This is a genomic window from Pseudomonas sp. Sample_23 (assembly GCF_004307595.1).
Classification (GTDB): domain Bacteria; phylum Pseudomonadota; class Gammaproteobacteria; order Pseudomonadales; family Pseudomonadaceae; genus Aquipseudomonas; species Aquipseudomonas atacamensis.
In genome coordinates, this window is sequence record NZ_RCNX01000009.1 from 25,260 (window position 1) to 46,917 (window position 21,658).

Annotated in this window: 21 protein-coding genes; 11 read left to right on the forward strand and 10 right to left on the reverse strand. The window is 61.2% G+C overall.

Annotation, left to right across the window (positions count from 1 at the left end; genetic code table 11):
- The first annotated feature begins 67 nt into the window (after positions 1-67).
- Entirely contained in the window at positions 68-1,876 is a 1,809-nt protein-coding gene (locus D8U82_RS01620) for a sodium:proton antiporter (RefSeq protein ID WP_130901535.1), read from the forward strand.
- A 166-nt stretch (positions 1,877-2,042) separates the two neighbouring features.
- On the opposite strand, the gene rplS is transcribed toward D8U82_RS01620, so the two are convergent.
- From rplS to ffh, 5 genes are all read right to left on the reverse strand, one after another.
- Entirely contained in the window at positions 2,043-2,393 is a 351-nt protein-coding gene (gene rplS / locus D8U82_RS01625) for a 50S ribosomal protein L19 (protein WP_003175895.1), read from the reverse strand.
- Between the two features lie 45 nt (positions 2,394-2,438).
- A complete protein-coding gene (gene trmD, locus D8U82_RS01630; RefSeq protein ID WP_038860625.1) occupies positions 2,439-3,191 on the reverse strand; it encodes a tRNA (guanosine(37)-N1)-methyltransferase TrmD in 753 nt (250 codons plus the stop codon).
- Positions 3,192-3,193: 2 nt separating this feature from the next.
- On the reverse strand, positions 3,194-3,730 hold the full coding sequence (rimM, locus tag D8U82_RS01635; protein WP_016771538.1) for a ribosome maturation factor RimM: 537 nt from the start codon (positions 3,728-3,730) through the stop codon (positions 3,194-3,196).
- A gap of 5 nt (positions 3,731-3,735) precedes the next feature.
- Positions 3,736-3,987 carry a 30S ribosomal protein S16 gene (gene rpsP / locus D8U82_RS01640; RefSeq protein ID WP_003185073.1) on the reverse strand — a complete coding sequence of 84 codons (252 nt, stop codon included), beginning with the start codon at positions 3,985-3,987 and terminating at the stop codon, positions 3,736-3,738.
- Between the two features lie 248 nt (positions 3,988-4,235).
- Entirely contained in the window at positions 4,236-5,612 is a 1,377-nt protein-coding gene (ffh, locus tag D8U82_RS01645) for a signal recognition particle protein (RefSeq protein ID WP_007967791.1), read from the reverse strand.
- Positions 5,613-5,822: 210 nt separating this feature from the next.
- Between ffh and ccsA the strand changes: the two genes are divergently transcribed.
- The 3 genes from ccsA (at position 5,823) to D8U82_RS01665 (ending at position 9,438) form a co-directional block, all read left to right on the forward strand.
- Positions 5,823-6,635, forward strand: coding sequence for a cytochrome c biogenesis protein CcsA (ccsA, locus tag D8U82_RS01650; RefSeq protein ID WP_016771539.1), 813 nt, complete (start codon positions 5,823-5,825; stop codon positions 6,633-6,635).
- Between the two features lie 12 nt (positions 6,636-6,647).
- Positions 6,648-7,889 (forward strand): CNNM domain-containing protein, encoded by a 1,242-nt coding sequence (locus D8U82_RS01655; RefSeq protein WP_130901536.1) that lies wholly within the window; start codon positions 6,648-6,650, stop codon positions 7,887-7,889.
- A gap of 232 nt (positions 7,890-8,121) precedes the next feature.
- On the forward strand, positions 8,122-9,438 hold the full coding sequence (locus D8U82_RS01665) for an MFS transporter (protein ID WP_130901537.1): 1,317 nt from the start codon (positions 8,122-8,124) through the stop codon (positions 9,436-9,438).
- A gap of 98 nt (positions 9,439-9,536) precedes the next feature.
- On the opposite strand, the gene purT is transcribed toward D8U82_RS01665, so the two are convergent.
- The 5 genes from purT to D8U82_RS01690 form a co-directional block, all read right to left on the reverse strand.
- Positions 9,537-10,718, reverse strand: a complete 1,182-nt coding sequence (gene purT, locus D8U82_RS01670; RefSeq protein ID WP_024011715.1) for a formate-dependent phosphoribosylglycinamide formyltransferase — start codon at positions 10,716-10,718, stop codon at positions 9,537-9,539.
- A gap of 100 nt (positions 10,719-10,818) precedes the next feature.
- Positions 10,819-11,286 carry a VUT family protein gene (locus tag D8U82_RS01675; protein WP_016771544.1) on the reverse strand — a complete coding sequence of 156 codons (468 nt, stop codon included), beginning with the start codon at positions 11,284-11,286 and terminating at the stop codon, positions 10,819-10,821.
- A gap of 154 nt (positions 11,287-11,440) precedes the next feature.
- Positions 11,441-11,656 carry a DUF1289 domain-containing protein gene (locus tag D8U82_RS01680; RefSeq protein ID WP_039759143.1) on the reverse strand — a complete coding sequence of 72 codons (216 nt, stop codon included), beginning with the start codon at positions 11,654-11,656 and terminating at the stop codon, positions 11,441-11,443.
- Entirely contained in the window at positions 11,653-12,177 is a 525-nt protein-coding gene (locus D8U82_RS01685; protein ID WP_130888428.1) for a gamma carbonic anhydrase family protein, read from the reverse strand. Before D8U82_RS01685 ends, D8U82_RS01680 begins: the two co-directional genes overlap by 4 nt.
- Positions 12,178-12,216: 39 nt before the next feature.
- A complete protein-coding gene (locus tag D8U82_RS01690) occupies positions 12,217-12,816 on the reverse strand; it encodes a CoA pyrophosphatase (RefSeq protein WP_016771547.1) in 600 nt (199 codons plus the stop codon).
- 147 nt (positions 12,817-12,963) lie between these two features.
- On the opposite strand from D8U82_RS01690, the gene D8U82_RS01695 reads away from it, so the two are divergent.
- The 7 genes from D8U82_RS01695 to nagE all read left to right on the forward strand — a co-directional run bounded on the left by D8U82_RS01695 (position 12,964) and on the right by nagE (position 21,655).
- The gene (locus tag D8U82_RS01695; RefSeq protein ID WP_016771548.1) at positions 12,964-13,515 is read left to right on the forward strand and encodes an NUDIX hydrolase; all 552 of its coding nucleotides are present in this window, start codon (positions 12,964-12,966) and stop codon (positions 13,513-13,515) included.
- A gap of 76 nt (positions 13,516-13,591) precedes the next feature.
- A complete protein-coding gene (locus D8U82_RS01700; protein ID WP_130901538.1) occupies positions 13,592-14,107 on the forward strand; it encodes a L,D-transpeptidase family protein in 516 nt (171 codons plus the stop codon).
- A gap of 281 nt (positions 14,108-14,388) precedes the next feature.
- Positions 14,389-15,120, forward strand: a complete 732-nt coding sequence (locus tag D8U82_RS01705) for a GntR family transcriptional regulator (RefSeq protein WP_016771550.1) — start codon at positions 14,389-14,391, stop codon at positions 15,118-15,120.
- 24 nt (positions 15,121-15,144) lie between these two features.
- On the forward strand, positions 15,145-16,251 hold the full coding sequence (gene nagA / locus D8U82_RS01710) for an N-acetylglucosamine-6-phosphate deacetylase (protein ID WP_130888429.1): 1,107 nt from the start codon (positions 15,145-15,147) through the stop codon (positions 16,249-16,251).
- A complete protein-coding gene (locus D8U82_RS01715) occupies positions 16,232-17,254 on the forward strand; it encodes an SIS domain-containing protein (protein ID WP_122610742.1) in 1,023 nt (340 codons plus the stop codon). Before nagA ends, D8U82_RS01715 begins: the two co-directional genes overlap by 20 nt.
- A gap of 148 nt (positions 17,255-17,402) precedes the next feature.
- Complete coding sequence (ptsP, locus tag D8U82_RS01725; RefSeq protein ID WP_130901539.1) at positions 17,403-19,916, forward strand: phosphoenolpyruvate--protein phosphotransferase; 2,514 nt, start codon at positions 17,403-17,405, stop codon at positions 19,914-19,916.
- A 23-nt stretch (positions 19,917-19,939) separates the two neighbouring features.
- Positions 19,940-21,655, forward strand: a complete 1,716-nt coding sequence (gene nagE / locus D8U82_RS01730) for an N-acetylglucosamine-specific PTS transporter subunit IIBC (RefSeq protein ID WP_016771556.1) — start codon at positions 19,940-19,942, stop codon at positions 21,653-21,655.
- The last annotated feature ends 3 nt before the right edge of the window (positions 21,656-21,658 follow it).

Here is a 21,658-nt window from a genome sequence, read left to right on the forward strand (position 1 = left end):
GACAGTGAACGACGGGAATGGCCGCTAGTCTTTCATAGCCAGCCAGATCAAGGAACAGGGAGCATCAATGAACGAGCAGCAAATTCTCTTGGCATTTGGCGGGATCGGCGCGGCGGCGCTGGGTTGTCAGTGGCTGGCATGGCGCCTGAAGCTGCCGGCCATTCTGTTTCTGCTGCTGACCGGCATTCTTGCAGGCCCGCTGCTGGGTTGGCTCGACCCGCAGGAAATGTTCGGCCCGCTGCTGATGCCACTGGTGTCGCTGGCGGTGGCGCTGATCCTGTTCGAGGGCAGCCTGACCCTGCACCTGTCGGAATGGAAAGAGATCGGCAGCGTCGTCCATCGCCTGGTGACCCTCGGTGCGATCTCGACCTGGATCGTCATCGCGGTCGCCACACATTTTCTGCTTGGCTTCGACTGGATGCTGGCGATTCTGTTTGGCAGCCTGACGCTGGTCACCGGTCCGACCGTGATCGTGCCGATGCTGCGGGTGGTGCGGCCAAAAGCTTCGATTGCCAACATCCTGCGCTGGGAAGGCATCGTCATCGATCCGATCGGCGCTCTGCTCGCCGTCGTGGTGTACAGCTTCATCATCGCCAGCGCTGAAGGGCATGGCCTCAAGCAAAGTCTTCTCACCTTCGGCGGGGTGATCCTCTGCGGCGCGGTGTTTGGTGTCGTCGGTGGTTGGCTGCTGGGGACGGTGATCCGACGTCAATGGCTGCCGGAATACCTGCATAACCTGGCCTCCCTGGCAGCCGTGCTGGCGATTTTCATCGGTGCCAACCAAGTGATGCATGAGTCCGGACTGCTGGCGGTGACGCTGATGGGCATGTGGCTGGCCAACATGAAAGGCGTGGACGTGCGGCACATCCTGCACTTCAAAGAAAACCTCAGCGTGTTGCTGATTTCCGGGCTGTTCATCCTGCTCGCGGCGCGCCTGGACCTGAACGCTTTGATCGGTCTGGGACCGCTGGTGTTGATTCTGCTGTTGGTGATCCAGCTGATCGCCCGTCCGTTGAATGTTTTGCTCAGCACCGCCGGTTCCAGTCTCAGCTGGCGCGAACGGGCGTTGCTGTGCTGGATCGCGCCGCGCGGGATCGTCGCTGCGGCTGTCTCGGCGATTTTCGCGATTCGCCTGGATGAATCCGGGCATGAAGGCGCCCTGCTCCTGGTGCCGCTGACCTTTGCGGTAATCATCGGCACCGTGGTTTTGCAAAGCGCAACGGCGCGACCGCTGGCACGGCTGTTAAAGGTCGCCGAACCGGCGCCGAGCGGTTTTCTGATCGTTGGAGCCAATGGCCCGGCCCGTGAATTGGGCAAGTCGCTGCAGCAACTGGGCAGTCGCGTGCTACTGACCGATTCGAGCTGGGAGAATATCCGCGCGGCACGCATGGAAGGCTTGCCGACTTATTTCGGCAACCCGGCGTCGCAGCATGCCGACGCGCATCTGGATCTGGTGGGGCTGGGGCATTTGCTGGCGCTGTCACCGTCGGGCGAGCTGAACACATTGGCGGCGATGCGCTTTCGTCATGACTTCGGTCATCAGCGCCTGTTCGGTCTGGCCAGCGGCCATGAAAGCCGCCGCAGCGACAAGCACCGCGCAAGCCTGGAACACCGGGGCAATCAATTGGGCAGTGAGGCACTGACCTATTCGAAACTGGCCGGCCAGATGGGCCAGGGAGCGGAGCTTTACAGCACGACATTGACGGACGGCTTCGGCTGGGAGGATTACCAAGCGCTGCACGGCAATCGCGCGACGCTGCTGTTCATGCGTGATGACAGCGGCTGGGTGCATGTGGTGACACCGGAAACGGCGTTGAAGCCGGGAGCTGGGTGGACGTTGCTGGCATTGATTCAACCGCAAGGTTCCGGCGCCTGACGGATCGATTCGCTAGCAGGCTCGCTCCCACTGTATTCCTGTGGGAGCGAGCCTGCTCGCGAAGGCCGCGACTGGGTCACGGACAGACTGAAGATCTTTGCAGCACAAATCCCGGGCAACAAAAAAGCAGCCCGTAGGCTGCTTTTTTCTGCATCGGAAGCTGGGCTTAAGCCAGTTTTTCCTTGATGCGTGCTGCTTTACCCGACAGGTCGCGCAGGTAGTACAGCTTGGCTTTACGTACGTCACCGCGACGTTTAACAGCCATGCTGTCGATCTGCGGGGAGTAGGTCTGGAAAGTACGTTCTACGCCAACACCGTTGGAGATTTTACGAACGGTGAACGCACTGTTCACGCCGCGGTTACGCTTGGCGATTACAACGCCTTCGAACGCTTGCAGACGGGAACGATCGCCTTCCTTCACTTTCACCTGAACGACAATAGTGTCGCCTGGGGCGAAGGTAGGGATTTCTTTGGTCATCTGCTCTGCTTCGAGTGCAAGGATGATTTTGTTGGTCATGCTGTGCTCCTAAGGTAAATCGTTCGATCTACCATCGATACGTTGTTAACTATCGTCCCGCTCGCGGATGTATTCCTCGAGCAGCTTCTTCTCTTCTCCAGAAAGCGAGCGGCTTTCCAGAAGATCGGCGCGTCGTTCATAGGTCCGACCAAGGGACTGCTGTAAACGCCAACGCCGGATATGCGCGTGATTGCCACTCAGCAACACGTCGGGAACACGCTGATCCGCATACACCTCCGGTCGGGTGTAGTGCGGGCAATCCAGCAGACCATCCGTAAAGGAATCTTCCTCAGCGGAATCCGCATGCCCTAAAGCTCCAGGCAGCAGTCGTGTAACCGCATCGATCAGGACCATGGCCGGCAGCTCGCCGCCAGACAGTACATAGTCGCCAATCGACCACTCTTCATCGACATGAGCCTCAATAAAGCGCTCGTCAATGCCTTCGTAGCGGCCGGCAATCAGGATCAATGCATCCGATTGTGCCAGCTCGCGTACCGCCGACTGAGTAAGTTGACGGCCTTGGGGGGACAGGTAAATCACCTTCGCCGCCTCCCCGGCTGCTGCCTTGGCCTGAGCCAGCGCATCTTCCAGGGGCTTGATCTTCATCACCATGCCCGGACCACCGCCAAACGGGCGATCGTCCACAGTGTGATGCCGATCCGTCGTGTAATCTCGCGGATTCCAACAGGTCAGCTGCAAGAGCCCCTGTTTGACCGCACGACTGGTGATGCCGTAATCGCCAATGGCGGAAAACATCTCGGGAAACAAACTGATCACTTCTACGCGCAAGTTAGCCACGTTCAGAAGTCCGCGTCCCAATCCACCTTCATCTCGCCCGCTTCCAGGTCGACGGCCAACACGCATTGCTCCGTATAGGGCAACAGGCGTTCGCGATCATCCAGGCTGCCAGCGCAAGGCTTGACGACCATTACATCATTGGCGCCGGTTTCCAGAAGATGATCGATTTTCCCGAGCAGTTGCCCAAGGGTGTCGATGACCTTCAGACCTTCCAGCTGGTACCAGTAGTACTCGCCTTCGGTCAATTCAGCGAACAGGTTGCGCGGCACGCAGATCTCATAACCGGCCAGAAGACGAGCTTCTTCACGATCATCGAGACCCTTGAGCTTGGCGACCAGGAACTTGTCGCTCCCGCGTCCACTGACCAGCTCGACCTGTTTGACATTGCCTTCGCGCTTGAGCGTCCAGGTTTTGTACTGCAACAGGTTTTCAGTCGGATCAGTAAAGGAATAAACCTTCACTTCGCCGCGAACGCCATGAACAGAATAAATTTTGCCAATAACGATCAAATCATCGGCAGGGGCTGGCGTCGCGTTCATATTGCTCAGGCCGCAGCCTTGGCAGATTCCTTCAACAACTGAGCAACGCGCTCAGAAGGTTGTGCACCAACGCTCAGCCAGTAGGCAACGCGCTCTTGGTTCACGGACAGACGGATTTCCTGACCACGGGCAACAGGGTTGAAGAAACCAACCTGTTCTTTGTGGGAGCCGTCACGCGGGTTACGCGAGTCGGTTACGGTCAGGTGGTAAAACGGGCGCTTTTTGGAGCCGCCAAGGGCAAGACGGATTGTTAGCATGTGAACATCGTTCCTGTAGTCGGTGCTGCAAATCTAAATGCACAGCGGGCATGGGTGCCCGAAAGGCCGCATATTCTAAGGAATATCCGGACTTTTGCAAATGACTTTTTCCGGCGCCCATGGCATGCCGTGCAGATTTGCATAGAGAGCCGTCGATAAAACGGCCAGTCAGCTCCCGCCGAGTGCGGGTTTGCTGTTGATCCTGCGTCCTTGCAGGGTCTGCGCCGGTGCGACGACCGGCGAAGTCTTTACATTTTCGGCATGCCGCCGCCGGGCAACATACCGCCCATGCCGCGCATCATTTTTGCCATACCGCCCTTGGCGGTGAATTTCTTCATCATCTTCTGCATCTGCTTGTGCTGCTTGATCAAGCGGCCGATGTCCTGCACCTGCGTGCCGGAACCCATGGCGATCCGGCGCTTGCGCGAACCGCTGATCAGCTCAGGGTCGCGGCGCTCGGCCGGGGTCATGGAATTGATGATGGCTTCCATCTGCTTGAACTGCTTCTCTGCGGCGTTCTGGGCATTGCCCATCTGCGACAGGTTGACGCCGCCGATGCTCGGCAGTTTGTCCATGAGCCCGCCGAGGCCGCCCATGTTCTTCATCTGTTGCAGCTGATCGCGGAAGTCTTCGAGGTCGAAGCCCTTGCCTTTCTTCAGCTTCTTGGCCAGTTTGTCGGCCTTGTCCTTGTCCAGCGTCGCTTCAGCTTGTTCGATCAGGCTGAGCACGTCGCCCATGCCGAGGATTCGCGAGGCGATACGCTCAGGGTGGAACGGATCGAGCGCTTCGCTCTTCTCGCCCATACCGATGAACTTGATCGGCTTGCCGGTGATGGCGCGCACCGACAGCGCGGCACCGCCACGGGCGTCGCCGTCGACCTTGGTCAGGATCACACCGGTCAGCGGCAGCGCATCGCCGAACGCCTTGGCCGTGTTGGCGGCGTCCTGACCGGTCATGGCGTCGACCACGAACAGGGTTTCGACCGGGTTGATCGCGGCGTGCAGCGCCTTGATCTCGCCCATCATCTCTTCGTCGATGTGCAGACGACCGGCGGTATCGACGATGACCACGTCGATGAATTTCAGTTTTGCTTCTTTAATAGCCGCATTGGCGATGTCGACCGGCTTCTGGCTCAGGTCGGACGGGAAGAACGTCACGCCGATGTCGTTGGCCAGGGTTTCCAGCTGCTTGATCGCCGCCGGACGATATATGTCCGCCGAAACAACCATGACCGACTTCTTCTTGCGCTCTTTAAGAAAGCGCGCCAGTTTGCCGGCGGTGGTGGTTTTACCCGCGCCCTGCAGACCGGCCATCAGAATCACGGCTGGCGGAACGGCACTCAGGTTGAGGTCTTCGTTGGCCGCACCCATCAGGCTTTCGAGTTCGGCCTGGACGATCTTCACGAATGCCTGGCCCGGCGTCAGGCTGCGCGACACCTCGGTGCCGACAGCGCGCTCCTTGACCGAATTGACGAAGTCCTTGACCACCGGCAATGCGACGTCAGCTTCGAGCAACGCCATGCGCACTTCACGCAGGGTGTCTTTGATATTGTCCTCGGTCAGCTTCGCCTTGCCGGTGACATGGCGCAGCGTCTGCGAGAGACGGTCGGTTAAGTTTTCAAACATTGCGCGATCCTTTCAGGCCCTGTACGAACCGGGATAATGGCGGCCCAGACCGGAATCAACATGTGCTCGGCGAGCCTGCGGCGTGGGCAGGTCGCGGATTATAGCGAAGACTGCGGCCGGCGGACACCTCGCCGTCAGCTTGGGGAGTCTTTCGTGCCGTGGCGGTTCTATGCCAAACTCAGCGCCTTTCGGGCTCGCCTAACAGGATTTATGCTCCCCTTGTCACCCAGTTTGCTGACCACCCTCGCCGCCGCCCTGCTCTATGCCGCTGCGACCGTCTATCAAAGCACCCGCCTGGCCACCGGCGCCAAGGCGAACAAGCGCCTGCTGGTCAGCCTCGGCGTCTTCGCCGTGCTCGCCCACGGCGCCAGCCTGCTTACACATCTATTGACCCCGATCGGCCTTGGCCTGGACTTTTTCAGTGCGTCCAGTCTGATCGCTGCTGCGGTAATCGCCCTGACCCTGCTCGCCTGTTCGCGGATCCCGGTGGAAAACCTGCTGGTGCTGCTGTTCCCGCTGGGCGCGATCACGGTATTGCTGGCGCAGTTCGCTCCGACCGGCACGGTGCAGATCATCGATGAAGAGCCTGGCATTCTCGCGCACATTCTATTGTCGATCCTCGCTTACGGCATGTTCACCATCGCCGTGTTCCAGGCGTTGCTGCTGCTGGTTCAGGACCATCAGCTCAAGCACAAGCACCCGTCCGGGCTGATCAAGAACTTCCCGCCCCTGCAAACCATGGAAAGCCTGCTGTTCGGCTTTCTCTGGGCCGGCTGGACGCTACTGTCGCTATCGCTGATTTCCGGCTGGCTGTTCGTCGAGAACCTGTTCGCTCAGCACTTGGTGCACAAGACCCTGCTGGCCTGCCTGGCATGGATCGTCTTCAGCGTGCTGTTGTGGGGCCGCAACCGTCTGGGCTGGCGCGGCCACAAGGCGATTCGCTGGACCCTCGCCGGTTTCTGCCTGCTGATGCTGGCGTACTTCGGCAGCAAACTGGTTCGTGAATACATTCTGCACATCTGACGGGCGGCATAAATGGACGGTTTGCCCATAGGGCCGATGCTCGCGGTATTTGTCCTGCTGATTTTATGGTCAGGGCTGTTTACCGCCGTCGAAATCGCGCAGCAGCACCTGCTTGCGCAACGTATCGCCTCGCGCGCCAGCGATAAACCGCTGGCGAAGCTGAGCTTCCCGCTCGACACCCTGATCCTCTGCAACACCCTGTGCCGCGCCCTCGCAGTGATCATCGCGACGTTGCTGGCGATTTTCCTCTGCGAAGAAAACGGCCCGTGGGCGGCGTGCCTGGGCGCCGGTGGCATCCTGTTGGTGTTCGCCGATTATTTCCCGCGCACCGTGGCTCGGCGCTATCCGGATGCCGTGCTGGCGTTCGGCAATGCCCTGCTGACCGTGCCGATGAAAATCGTCTACCCCTTTGCGTGGCTGTTCAGCCGGGTCAGCGCTTTGTTGATGACCCCGTTCACGCGCAAGGCTCAGGTGGTGCAACAGAGCGAGGACGAGTTGCCGGCCGATCACGATGAGGATCACGACCATCCGGTCCGCACCCACCCGGTGTCGGGCATTCATGCGCTGGACAACATCACGGTCAACGACATTCTGGTGCCGCGCAGTGACGTCGACGGCATCAACCTCGACGATTCGATCGAAGAGATCATCGAGCAACTGCGCGAGAACAAGCGCACGCGTCTACCGGTGTTTCACAGTGACATCAATCAGGTCGAAGCGGTGCTCAACACCCGCCAGATCGGCCATTTGCTGAGCAACGGCGGATTGACCCGCGAGGCACTGCTGGCCGCCAGCTACGAGCCTTACTTCGTCCCGGAAAGCACGCCGCTGCAACTGCAACTGCTGAACTTCCACAAGCAGCAACGCCGTCTCGGCATGGTCGTGGACGAGTACGGTGAAGTGCTGGGCATCGTCACCCTTGAAGACATTCTCGAAGAGATCGTCGGCGAATTCGAAAGCGAGCACAGCCTCGACAATCCGCACATCCATCCCCAAGCCGACGGGCGTATGGTGATCGATGGCGCCGCATCGATCCGCGACCTGAACAAGTGCCTGGGCTGGCACCTGCCGAGCGACGGGCCGAAGACGCTCAACGGCCTGGTCACCGAAGCGCTGGAAACCATTCCGGAAAGCGCGGTGTGCCTGAAGATCGGGCGTTATCGACTGGAAATCCTCGAGACCGAGGAGAACCGGGTGAGCAAGGTGCTGATCTGGCTGACCTCATCGGTGCCTGCTCTGGTGCCTGCTCGATAAAGCTGCATTGTTTGCGCTTGTTTGATCGTTAGCCCCCTTCCTATAATCGAGGCGCTTACCCAAGCGCCGTCGATCCCTGTGCCTACCCGGCACTGCCCGGATCCTGACTGTTTCCGCTGCAAACCGACGACTGTTCCCACTCGAAACAGCGCTCGCGCCCTACCCCACATCCCTGGGTGTTCGACCATAATAATTCGCTCCACTGGAGCTCATGACTGTCAGGGATCACCGCATGACGACCCATACCGCTTACAGCGAAACCGCGCCTGCCCAGCCGACCAATTCCGCCACCCGCGTGGCCACGGCAAGCTTCATCGGCACCGCCATCGAGTTCTACGACTTCTACGTTTACGCCACTGCTGCGGCGCTGGTGATCGGGCCGGTGTTCTTTCCGCAGACCTCCGGCACCGCGCAGATGCTTTCCGCTTTTCTCACTTTCGGCATTGCCTTCCTCGCCCGACCACTGGGTTCGGCACTGTTTGGCCACTTCGGCGACCGTATCGGCCGTAAATCGACGCTGGTCGCCTCACTGCTGTTGATGGGCGTGTGCACCACCTTGATTGGCGTGTTGCCGGGCTACGACAGCATTGGTGCCTGGGCGCCGATTCTGCTGTGTGTGCTGCGTTTCGGTCAGGGCCTGGGCCTTGGCGGCGAATGGGGTGGCGCAGCGCTGCTGGCCACGGAAAACGCACCGAAGGGCAAACGCGCCTGGTTCGGCATGTTCCCGCAGCTCGGGCCATCGATTGGTTTTCTTGCGGCCAACGGCCTGTTCCTGACCTTGGCCATGACCTTGGATGACGAACAGTTCCGCAGTTGGGGCTGGCGTATTCCGTTTCTGCTCAGTGCGGCGCTGGTGATGGTCGGCCTGTATGTGCGCCTGAAATTGCATGAAACGCCAGTGTTCGCCAATGCGATCGCCCGTCAGGAGCGAGTCAAGGTGCCGCTGGTCGAGTTGTTCAGCCAATACTGGGCGCCGACCCTGCTCGGGGCGGCGGCGATGGTGGTCTGCTATGCACTGTTCTATATCTCGACGGTGTTTTCCCTGAGCTATGGCGTATCGACGCTGGGTTACAGCCGCGAGACTTTCCTTGGCCTGCTGTGCTTTGCCGTGTTGTTCATGGCCGCCGCGACGCCTTTGTCGGCCTGGGCCAGCGACCGTTACGGGCGCAAACCGGTGCTGATCATCGGTGGCGTGCTGGCGATTCTGTCCGGATTTCTCATGGAGCCATTGCTAACGCAGGGCTCGACCTGGGGCGTGGCGCTGTTTCTGTGCATCGAGCTGTTTTTGATGGGCGTGACATTCGCACCGATGGGCGCGCTGTTGCCTGAGCTGTTTCCGACCCACGTGCGTTATACCGGCGCTTCAGCGGCGTACAACCTCGGCGGCATCGTCGGAGCCTCGGCGGCGCCGTTCTTTGCGCAGAAGCTGGTGGCGATGGGCGGGTTGAGCTATGTCGGCGGGTATGTGTCGGCGGCGGCGGTTTTGAGTCTGATTGCGGTGCTGTGCTTGAAGGAGACGCGCAATAACGATCTGAGTCGGGTTGCCTGACGGAAGGTAAAAAGCTTCGCGAGCAGGCTCGCTCCCACAGGGAAATGCATTCCAAATGTGGGAGCGAGCCTGCTCGCGAATGTATGCCGCAACTCGGTTTACAGCTCGACAACAACCGCCTGCGACGCACGGGTCGCCTTGGCACGTGCAGCCTCGATCGACTCATCACGGGCCAGCGCCACGCCCATGCGGCGCTGACCGTTCACTTCCGGCTTGCCGAACAGACGCAGCGCGGTGTCCGGCTCGCTCAACGCAGCGCCCAGGTTGGCAAATGCGGTCTGGGTCGACTGCCCTTCCACCAGAATCACTGCCGACGCCGACGGGCCGAACTGACGGATCAGCGGCACCGGCAGGCCGAGAATGGCGCGGGCATGCAGGGCGAATTGCGACAGGTCCTGGGAAATCAGCGTGACCAGACCGGTGTCATGCGGCCGTGGCGACACTTCGCTGAACCACACCTGATCACCTTTGATGAACAGCTCGACGCCGAACAGACCACGGCCACCCAGCGCTTCAGTGACTGCTTTGGCAACGCGCTCGGATTCAGCCAGAGCAATCGGGCTCATGGCCTGCGGCTGCCAGGATTCCTGATAGTCGCCCTTCTCCTGACGGTGCCCCACCGGTGCGCAGAACGTGGTGCCGCCAATGTGGCGCACGGTCAGCAGGGTGATTTCGTAGTCAAAGTCGATGAAGCCTTCGATGATCACCCGACCTTTGCCGGCGCGACCGCCCTCTTGCGCGTAATCCCAGGCTTTCTGTACGTCATCGGCGCTGCGCAGCAGGCTCTGGCCCTTGCCCGACGAACTCATCACCGGCTTGACCACGCAAGGGAAACCCAGGTCCTGAACGGCTTTGCTGTAGTCCTCGAAGGTGTCGGCGAAGTGGTACGGCGAGGTCGGCAGGTCCAGCTCTTCGGCAGCCAGACGACGAATACCTTCGCGGTTCATGGTCAGCTGCGCCGCACGCGCGGTCGGAATCACGGTGAAGCCTTCGGCTTCCAGCTCGACCAGCGTGGCGGTAGCGATGGCTTCGATTTCCGGCACGATGAAGTGCGGCTTCTCGGCTTCGATCACTGCACGCAGAGCAGCGCCGTCGAGCATGTTGATCACGTGGCTGCGATGGGCGACTTGCATGGCCGGCGCGTTGGCGTAGCGGTCGACGGCAATCACTTCAACGCCCAGGCGCTGCAGTTCGATTACCACTTCCTTGCCCAACTCACCACAGCCACACAGCAATACGCGGGTCGCGGTTGGCGACAATGGAGTTCCGATACGGGTCATCTCAGGTCCTCAAAGGAAGCGGATCATCGAGGAAAGCCACGCAGGTGCGCTTTCCATGGGGAGAAAGCGCGGCATTTTACATGAACCCGAGGGTTTGGCTTCAGCTGGCGACAGCCTGTTTGCGATCACGCCAGGCCATGATCAGCCAGACCGCGGTAACGCCGGCGAACTTGGAGGCCAGCGCGGTGATGATCACCGGCGGCGTCAAGGCGTCGATCATGCCGAAAAAGATGAAGGTATCCAGCGGAATGCTCAGCGCCGAACTGATCCACAGACGATCACGCAACGGCCGCTTGGTGATGCTGAACACCAGCCAGTCGATGCACTCGGAAACCGCGAACGCCGTGGCGCTGGCCAGCGCGATGGAAGGGTCGGACGTGATGTAGGAGAGCACCAGCGCCGCCAGCATCGCCACGATCGCGCCATGACCGAAGCGCGTTTGCACCATGTCGCGCAGCACGAACACCAGCCCGCCCCAGGCCGACCAGATGATGTCCAGGTGCGGTGCGGTGGAAAAGGCGAAGTTGATCAGCACGACGCTGCTGATGTAGGCGATGAGGAAGATCATGGAGGTGGCCTGTAAATGTGGCGCACAGGTTACTTGAGCGCTGGTATTGCGCCAATAGGTGCGGTGACAGGACCGACGTCTTCACGAGCAGGCTCGCTCCCACAGTGGAACGCATTTTCAAGGTGGGAGCGAGCCTGCTCGCGAAAGCGGTGGTTCAGACGCCTGACTTCGCGGGAATCATCCAGACCAATCCACTCGCCTTCGCCCGTTCATGACACAACCCCAGCACGACGCGGCGCTCGTCATTGTTCATGCGGCCCCAGCGGGTGATCTCCGCGACCGTGCGCTGGCACCCGGTGCAAACATCATCTTCGTCCAGCGCGCAGATATTCACGCAGGGAGAGGCGACTGGTCGTTCAACAGTCGTCATTGTTCCTGCTCGACCAGATCGCGGGCGTAACGCTGCGAGTTATGCACATAGTGCGCGGCGCTGGCTTCGAGCATATTCTTTTGCGCCTCGGTCAGTTCACGCACGACCTTGCCCGGCGAGCCCATCACCAGCGAACCGTCGGGAATTTCCTTGCCTTCGCCGATCAGCGAATTGGCGCCGATGATGCAGTTCTTGCCGATCTTCGCGCCGTTGAGAATCACTGCGTTGATACCGATCAGGCTGTAATCGCCGACCGTGCAACCGTGAAGCATCGCGTTGTGGCCGATGGTCACGCCGGTACCGATGGTCAGTGGATAGCCCATGTCGGTGTGCATCACCGTACCGTCCTGCACATTGCTGTTCTTGCCGACGAGGATCAGTTCGTTGTCGCCGCGCAACACAGCGTTGAACCAGACGTTGGCGCCCTCTTCCAGGCGAACCTTGCCCACCAGCACGGCATTGGGCGCGACCCAGCTCTGTGGATGGGTTTCGACACGGGCGTCGCCCAGGCGGTATTTCATTTTGTTTTCCTCAGGGCTCACGGCCGTTCGAACGACGGCTCAGGTATCGATAAAGCTTTTCGGCGGTCGGTGCAGGCTGATTTTGGCGTCATAGAGCAGGTTGATCAACTCGACGATCATGATCGCCGTCAGGCCCCAGATCTTGTACTCGCCGAAGCGATAGCTCGGCACATACCAACTGCGGCCCTGATAGTCGATGCGATGGGTATGCTCACGCGGGTCCTTGCGGAAGAATTCCAGCGGCACGCTGAAGACGGCGGCGATCTCGGCATCATTGGGCTGGTATTCGACAAAGTCGGGAATCACGCCGACATACGGCGTTACCTTGATGCCATGCAGGGAAATCAGCGGACTGAGCGGGCCGATGACTTCGACCAGGCCCGGTGGCAGGCCGATCTCTTCCTCGGCTTCGCGCAGCGCGGTGAATATGAGGTCCGGATCTTCCGGGTCGCGGCGCCCTCCGGGGAAGGCAACTTCGCCGCCATGGGTCGAAAGCCCGCTGGCGCGCAGGGTCAGGACCAGTTCCGGTTCGTCACTGCGGGTGATCGGCACCAGCACGGCGGCTTCGGGGAAACGTGCGTCGGTCTCCAGCGTACGCGGTGTGTGGTTGCTTACCCTATGCAGTAGCTCGTCCAGCATGAGTGTTCTCGATCGGTGCCTTGCTCCGCATCATGCACCAATCAAAGCGAGCGCCCAAGCCCCCGAAACCCGTCGTGTCGCGAAACGACAACTTGCCGACCGGCCCCGCTGCACGCCAAGATAGGCGCAGCATTCAGGAACCCGAGCATGAAATTTTGCAGCCACTGCGGTAACCCGGTCACCCAGCGCATTCCCGAAGGCGACTCGCGGCTGCGATTTGTCTGCGACAGCTGTCAGACCATTCACTACCAGAACCCCAATATCGTCGCCGGTTGCGTGCCGACCTGGGGGACGAAAGTGCTGCTCTGCCGCCGCGCCATCGAGCCGCGTCTCGGTTACTGGACGCTACCTGCCGGCTTCATGGAAAACGGCGAGACCATCGAGCAGGCCGCCATCCGCGAAACCGCCGAAGAAGCCTGCGCCCGGGTGCGCAACCTGAGCATCTACACGCTGATCGACGTGCCGCATATCAGCCAGGTGCATGTGTTCTTCCGCGCCGAACTGGCCGATCTGCAATACGCGGCCGGGCCGGAAAGCCTTGAAGTGCAGCTGTTCGAAGAAGCCGACATTCCCTGGGACGAGCTGGCTTTCCGCACGGTCGGGCGCACGCTGGAATGTTTCTTCGCCGATCGGCGCAGCGAGGTTTACCCGGTGCGTTCGGAGTCGATTCCGCCACTGGTGCAGCCGGCGATTACTTGAGCTTCGCGGCACCCTGCCGATAACCACACCTGCATCTATCACTATGTGTCTGCGTCATTCTTGGGGAATCGTTTCAATGCGTTGCTTGCTTGCCCTGTTGTGCCTGTCGTTCGTCAGCGTTTCGCAAGCGTCATTCGTGACCACCGTGACGCCCTCGAACACTCCGCTGATCGAAAAAGTCCTGGTACTGAAATCGGCCCACCAACTGCAGTTGATTGCCGACGGCAAGCCGCTGAAGACCTATCGCATCTCCTTGGGCAAGGGTGCAAAGAAAGGCCCGAAACTGATCGAGGGCGACAAACGCACACCCGAAGGTTTCTATTGGATCGACTGGCGCAAGACCAGCGAGAAATTCAACCTGTCGATGCACATCTCCTACCCGAACATCAGCGATGCCGCCCGCGCACGCCGTGAAGGTGTCGAGCCCGGCGGGATGATCATGATCCACGGCACCCCGGATTCGGCAGACAATCCGGAGCAGTTGTTCCATACCCTCGACTGGACCGACGGCTGCATCGCCATGCGCAACGTCGACATGCGTGAAGTGTGGAATCTGGTACCGGACGGCACGATGATCGAGATTCGTCCGTAACCTCGACCGCTGGTCACCGCAAAAAAATAAATCAAAAGATCGCAGCCTGCGACAGCGCCTACAGGGGTGATACCACTCTTAACTGTAGAAGCTGTCGCAGGCTGCGATCTTTTGCTTTTTATAGGCCATCACTAATACCACTTTAAACACTCCCCCCTGAAACCCGCCAATCCATTGGGTCAGACGCCATTTCATCGCGTTGACATGGTATTCAAGTGGTATTAGCTTCCGTCGCACAAGCGAGCCACAACAATCCTATACTCGCGACGGAAACGACCTACATGAACGACCTTCAAACCCTACGCCCCGATGACTCCCAGCCGACGCCGCTGTACTTGCAACTGGCGCGCAATCTGGAAGCGGCGATTCATGCCGGGCAGTGGAAGGCCGAACAGGCGATGCCGTCCGAGCGCAACCTCAGCGACCAGCTCGGCATCTCCCGGGTCACCGCACGCAAGGCTTTGGAAGTTTTGCTTGAGCAAGGCCTGATCCGCCGCCTGCAAGGCTCGGGCACGTTCATCACCCCACGCCTGGAACAACCGCTGTCGCGTCTGTCCGGCTTCAGCGAAATGCTGCGCTTGAAAGGTTTCGTGCCGAGCTCGAAATGGCTGGAGCGGGAGATCACCCTGCCAACTCACGAAGAACTGATCCGCCTCGGCCTGTCGCCGAACGACAAGGTGGCGCGCATGAAGCGCCTGCGCAAAGCCGATGACACGGTCATGGCGATCGAAATGAGCACCCTGCCCGCGTCGATCATGCCCAGGCCGCAAGCGGTGGGCGATTCGCTTTACGAATACCTCGACGGCATCGGCAAACCGATCGTCCGCGCCCTTCAGCACATCCAGGCAATCAACGCCTCGGACGAATTCGCCGCGCTGGTCGGCATCGCCCCCGGCACCGCCATGCTGCTGATGACCCGGGTCGGCTATCTGGAAGACAACACGCCGATCGAAGTCACCGACACCTATTGCCGCAACGACTACTACGACTTTGTTGCAGAGCTGCGCCGCTGAGCGCAACCCCAAGCGAGAACGAAAATGTCCGAAGACAACATCCTCACCGCCAGCGGCTGGGTTCGCGGCCGGCTGATTCACGAACACGGCAAGATCGTGTCGATCGAAGGCGTGCCCTGCGATCCGGCGGCTAACGATCTACCCTATCTGCTGCCGGGTTTCATCGACCTGCATGTGCACGGCGGCGGTGGCAAAGACATTATGGAAGGCGCCGAAGCCTTCGAAACCATCAGCAAAACCCACGTGCGCTTTGGCACCACCTCGCTGTTGGCCACGACCATGACCGCGCCGAGTGCGGAGATTTCCAGCGTCTTGAAAGAGGTAGGAGAATTCTGCAAACAGCGTCCGAAAGGCGCCGCGCGAGTGCTTGGCGTACACCTTGAAGGCCCTTACATCAACCCGGGAAAACTCGGCGCTCAACCGAACTTCGCCCACACCGCGTTGATGGCAGAAGTCGAAGAATATCTGGCGCTGGCACCGATCCGCGTCATCACCATTGCCCCGGAAATCGCCGGTCACGATGCATTGATTCGCGAGCTGAGCAGCCGTGGCATCCGCATGCAGATCGGCCACACCCTCGGCAGCTACGAGGAAGGCGTCGCCGCGCTGGCTGCCGGTGCCAGCAGTTTCACCCACCTCTACAACGCCATGAGCCCGCTGCATCACCGCGAGCCGGGCATCGTCGGCGCAGCACTGGCCCACGCCAAATACGCCGAGCTGATTCCCGATCTGCTGCACGTACACCCCGGCGCCATTCGCGTAGCCCTGCGTTCTATCCCGTGCCTGTATTGCGTCACCGATTCGACCGCCGCCGCCGGCATGCCCGACGGTGAATACAAGCTTGGCAGCCACACCGTGACCAAATGCCTGGGCGGCGTGCGTCTGCCCGACGGCACGCTGGCCGGCAGCACCCTGACCATGGATCAGGCCCTGCGCAATCTGGTCAAGATCGGTCTGCCGATCGCCGAAGCCTCGCAGCGTCTGTCGCAATTTCCCGCCGACTACCTCGGCATCACCGAACGCGGGCGCCTTGCCCCCGGCGCCTGGGCCGACTGCGTGCGGCTCGATCGCTCACTCACACTGACCGCCGTCATGGTCGAAGGAGAAGACATTGACTTCAAAAATGCTTGAGGAGGCGCTGTCCTCGTTCGAGGCCGTGCAAGCCCAACTGCAACAGCTCGACGCGCCGATGATCGAGATCGCCGGGCGCCTGCGCCGTCAGCCGCCGCAAGTGGCGATGACCGTCGCCCGTGGCAGCTCCGACCACGCGGCGAGCTACTTCGCCTACCTGACCATGCAGCAACTGGGCGTGCCGGTGGCCTCGTTGCCGATGTCGGTGGTGACCATGCAGCAGGCGCCACTGAAAGTCAGCGGTCAGGTCGCCTTTGCGTTTTCGCAGTCGGGGCAGAGCCCGGATCTGGTCAACAGCCTGCGCCTGTTGCGCAAGCGTGGCGCGCTGAGCGTGTCGATGGTTAACGCTGCCGATTCGCCACTCGAAGCGGCCTGTGAATTCAGCCTGCCGCTGCTTGCCGGGACTGAAAGCAGCGTCGCTGCGACCAAAAGCTTTATCGCCACCCTCAGCGCCAGCGCGCGTTTGATCGCGCACTGGAAAGAGGACCGCGAATTGCTGCAAGCCCACGATGCCCTGCCAGAAGGCCTGCGCGAAGCGGCGAAACAGGACTGGAGCGTGGCCATCGAAGCCCTGCGCGATTGCGAGCGCCTGATGGTGATCGGCCGTGGCGCCGGTTTCGCCATTGCCCAGGAAGCGGCGCTGAAGTTCAAGGAAACCTCGGCGATTCAGGCCGAAGCGTTCAGCAGCGCCGAAGTCCGTCACGGCCCGATGGCGCTGATCGACGAACACTATCCGCTGCTGGTTTTCGCCCCGCGCGGTGCCGAGCAGGCCGGCCTGCTGAGCCTGGCGGCGGAAATGCGCCAGCGCGGCGCCCGGGTCTTGCTCGCCGCGCCGGATGACGTCAGCGAACGCGACCTGACCCTGACTCGCGCCGAACACCCGGCCCTCGATCCGATTCTGGCGATCCAGAGCTTTTACGTGATGGCCGCAGGCCTGGCCGTGGCGCGGGGCATGGACCCGGATCAGCCGCGCCATTTGAGCAAAGTGACCCGCACGCACTGATAGCGGCTAAAGGACGTAACTCCATGTAGGAGCTGCCGAAGGCTGCGATCTTTTGATCTCGACCCATAAAAACAAGATCAAAAGATCGCAGCCTTCGGCAGCTACTACAGGGGACATCGAACCGAGATTCAACTGATGAGACCCAGCCATGCCCGACAACAATAAAGAGCTGACCCTCAGCGCCCCGCTCAGCGGCCCGGTGCTGACGCTCGCCAACGTCCCGGACGCGGTGTTCGCCAGTGGCGCGATGGGCGACGGCATCGCCATCGACCCGCTCAACGACACGCTGTATTCGCCCTGCGCCGGCGTGGTCATCCACGTTGCGCGCAGCAGCCACGCGGTGACGGTTCGCGCCGACAACGGTGCGGAAATCCTCCTGCATTTGGGCCTCGACACCGTTGAGCTGAACGGTGAAGGTTTCGCCATGCTGGTCAAGGAACGCGATCGCGTCAGCCTCGGTCAGCCGCTGCTGCGCTATGACCTGGACAAGGTCGGCCAGCACTGCAAAAGCCTGGTCAGCCTGTTGATCCTGACCAACAGCGCGGATTTTCAGGTACGGCCGATCACCCTCAAAACAGTGAAAGTCGGCGAGCCGCTGCTGCACATCATCGCGCGCAATGTTGTCGCGGCGAATACCGATACAAGCGGCGGGCCTGAGGTTCGTGGTCAAGTGCAGGTCGCTCATCGCGGCGGCTTGCATGCGCGCCCCGCTGCGCTGATCCGCCAGACCGCCCAGGGGTTCAGCAGCCACTCACAACTGCATTTCAACGGCAAATCGGCGCCGTGCAACAGTCTGATCGGTTTGATGGGGCTGGCGATTGGTGAGCAGGATGAGGTGCAGGTCAGTTGTCAGGGACCGGACGCCGATGCCGCGCTGCAAGCCTTGCTCAGCGCATTGGCCACGGCGCTGCCGGACGATCATCACGGGCAAGCGCCGACCACCACAGCCGCGCTGAAACGCCCGGCCGAGGCTGGCGTGTTGCACGGTGTTTGCGCGGCGCCGGGGCTGGTCGCCGGGCCGTTGTTTCGCTTGAACGCGATCACCTTGCCGGCGGATACGGGCCATCACGATCCAGTGCAACAGCAGCAGACGCTTGAAGCGGCATTGAACGCGGTGCGCAGCGAAATCGTCGCCACCCTCGCCCAGGCGAAAAAGCACAAGAACGCCGACGAAGAAGCGATCTTCGCCGCACACATGGCGCTGCTCGAAGACCCCGCCCTGCTCGACGCCGCGCAGCAATTCATCGCACAAGGCACCGCAGCGACCCACGCCTGGAGCCAGTCGATCGACACCCAGTGCGACATGCTCCAAGGCACCGGCAGTCCGCTGCTGGCCGAACGGGCCAACGATTTGCGCGACCTCAAGCAACGCGTGCTGCGCGCCCTGCTTGGCGAGGCCTGGCAATACCAGGTGCCGGCCGGCGCCATCGTTGCCGCCCATGAACTGACGCCATCGGATCTGCTGCAACTCAGCGCGCAAGGTGTCGCCGGGTTGTGCATGGCCGAAGGCGGCGCGACCTCCCACGTAGCGATTCTGGCGCGCGGCAAAGGTCTGCCGTGCATCGTCGCTTTGGGCGCGCAATTGCTAGAGCAACCGCAAGATCAGGCCGTGGTGCTCGACGCTGACGGCGGGCGCCTCGAATTGACGCCAAACGCCGAGCGCCTGAGCGAAGTGCAACAGGCACAAATCGAGCGTCGGCAGCGTCGCGACAGCCAACAGGCCAAAGCCCATCTACCTGCAGAAACCCGCAATGGCGTGCACATCGAAGTGGTCGCCAATGTCGCCTCGAGCAACGAAGCGGCAGACGCATTTGCCAACGGTGCTGATGGTGTAGGCCTGTTGCGCACCGAGTTTCTCTTCGTTGATCGCCAGACGGCACCGGACGTCGAAGAACAGCGCAGCGCCTATCAAGCGGTGATCGATGCCATGGGCGACAAGCCGGTGATCATCCGCACCATCGACGTCGGTGGCGACAAGCAACTCGACTACCTGCCACTGCCGGCCGAAGCCAACCCGGTGCTCGGTCTGCGCGGCATTCGGCTGGCCCAGGCGCGCCCGGAAATTCTCGATCAGCAACTGCGCGCGCTGCTGCAGGTCAAGCCGTTGTCGCGTTGTCGGATTCTGTTGCCGATGGTCACCGAGGTCGACGAATTGCTGCACATCCGCCAGCGCGTCGATGCCTTGCGCCTTGAGCTCGGCATTACCGAGCGCCCGGAAATCGGCGTGATGATCGAAGTCCCCGCCGCCGCGCTGCAAGCCGAACAACTGGCCGAACACGCCGACTTTCTCTCGATCGGCACCAACGATCTGTCGCAATACACCCTGGCCATGGACCGCGACCACGCCGGGCTGGCGGCACGGGTCGATGCCCTGCACCCGGCGTTGCTGCGTCTGATCGCCATGACCTGCGAAGGCGCGGCGGTGCACAAGCGCTGGGTCGGTGTCTGCGGCGCCCTCGCCTCCGACCCGCTGGCCACGCCGGTGCTGATCGGCCTCGGCGTCACCGAACTGTCGGTGAGCCCGGTGCAGATCGGTGAAATCAAGGACCGCGTACGTCAGTTGCATGAAGCCGAATGTCAGCGCCTGAGCCGCGACTTGCTCAAGCTCTCCAGCGCCGCCGCCGTTCGCCACGCCTGTCATCAACATTGGCCTCTGCGCTAACAAAAACAAAAAGGACAAACGCCATGTACCAACTCTTCATCGAAGGCCTGCAACGCCTGGGCCGCGCGTTGATGCTGCCGATCGCGATCCTGCCGATTGCCGGCCTGCTGCTGCGCCTGGGCGACACGGACCTGTTGAACATCGCGATCATTCACGATGCCGGACAAGTGATCTTCGCCAACCTGGCGATGATCTTTGCCATCGGCATCGCCGTCGGTTTTGCCAAGGACAACAACGGCACCGCCGGCCTGGCCGGGGTGATCGGTTATCTGGTGATGATCTCCACGCTCAAGGTGCTCGACTCGACGATCAACATGGGCATGCTCGCCGGGATCGTCAGCGGCCTGATGGCCGGCGCGCTGTACAACCGGTTCAAGGACATCAAGCTGCCGGAGTATCTGGCGTTCTTCGGTGGCCGGCGTTTTGTGCCGATCGTCACCGGGTTCGCGGCGGTGGGTCTGGGCGTGCTGTTCGGCTATATCTGGCCGCCGATCCAGCAGGGCATCAACGCGTTCGGCGCGCTGATGATGGAAAGCGGCAGCATCGGCGCCTTCGTCTTCGGCGTGTTCAACCGCCTGCTGATCGTCACCGGCCTGCACCACATCCTCAACAACATGGCGTGGTTCGTCTTCGGCAACTTCACCGACCCGACCACGGGCGCCTTGGTGACCGGCGATCTGTCGCGGTATTTTGCCGGCGATCCGAAGGGCGGCCAGTTCATGACCGGCATGTTCCCGATGATGATCTTCGGCCTGCCCGCCGCCTGCCTGGCGATGTACCGCAACGCCCTGCCAGAGCGGCGCAAGGTGATGGGCGGGATCTTCCTGTCGATGGCGCTGACCTCGTTTCTCACCGGTGTGACCGAGCCAATCGAATTTGCCTTCATGTTTCTCGCGCCGCTGCTGTTCCTCCTGCACGCGCTGCTGACCGGGCTGTCGATGGCGATCACCAACGGCTTGAACATTCATCTGGGCTTCACCTTTTCCGGTGGTTTCATCGACATGATTCTCGGCTGGGGCAAGTCGACCAATGGCTGGCTGGTGGTGCCGGTCGGGCTGGCTTATGCGGTCATCTATTACCTGGTCTTCGACTTCTGTATCCGCCGCTTCAATCTAAAGACGCCGGGGCGCGAAGACATCGCCAGCGCCGAAAAAGCCGTGCTCTCGGAAACCGAACGCGCCAGTGCGTATATCAAAGCCTTGGGCGGCGCAGAGAATCTGCTCACCGTCGGTGCGTGCACGACCCGACTGCGCCTGGAGATGGTCGACCGCAACAAGGCTTCGGACGCTGAGCTGAAAGCGTTGGGCGCGATGGCGGTGGTGCGCCCGGGCAAGGGCGGCAGTTTGCAGGTCGTGGTCGGGCCGCTTGCTGACAGCATTGCCGATGAGATTCGCTTGGCCATGCCTGCGCTGGGCCGAACAGCGTTGGTGGAAACCGCAGTGGTTGCCGATGAGCCGAAGAGCGTTGCGCTTACCCGCAACGAGGCACAGCAATGGCTGGATGCACTGGGCGGTCGCGACAATGTGCTGCAACTCGATTGCATCGCCATGACCCGCATTCGCCTGCAACTGGCCGATGCCAAGGCATTGTCCGATGCGCAGCTCAAAGCGCTCGGCTGCCTGGGTGTCAGCCAGTTGGACGGCGGCGTCTGGCATTTGCTGGTGGGGGACAAGGCCGCGAGTTTGAGCGGGGCGATCGAGACATTGCTGAGTCGCGGGGAGGTCAGCGCGCAGGTTTGATCT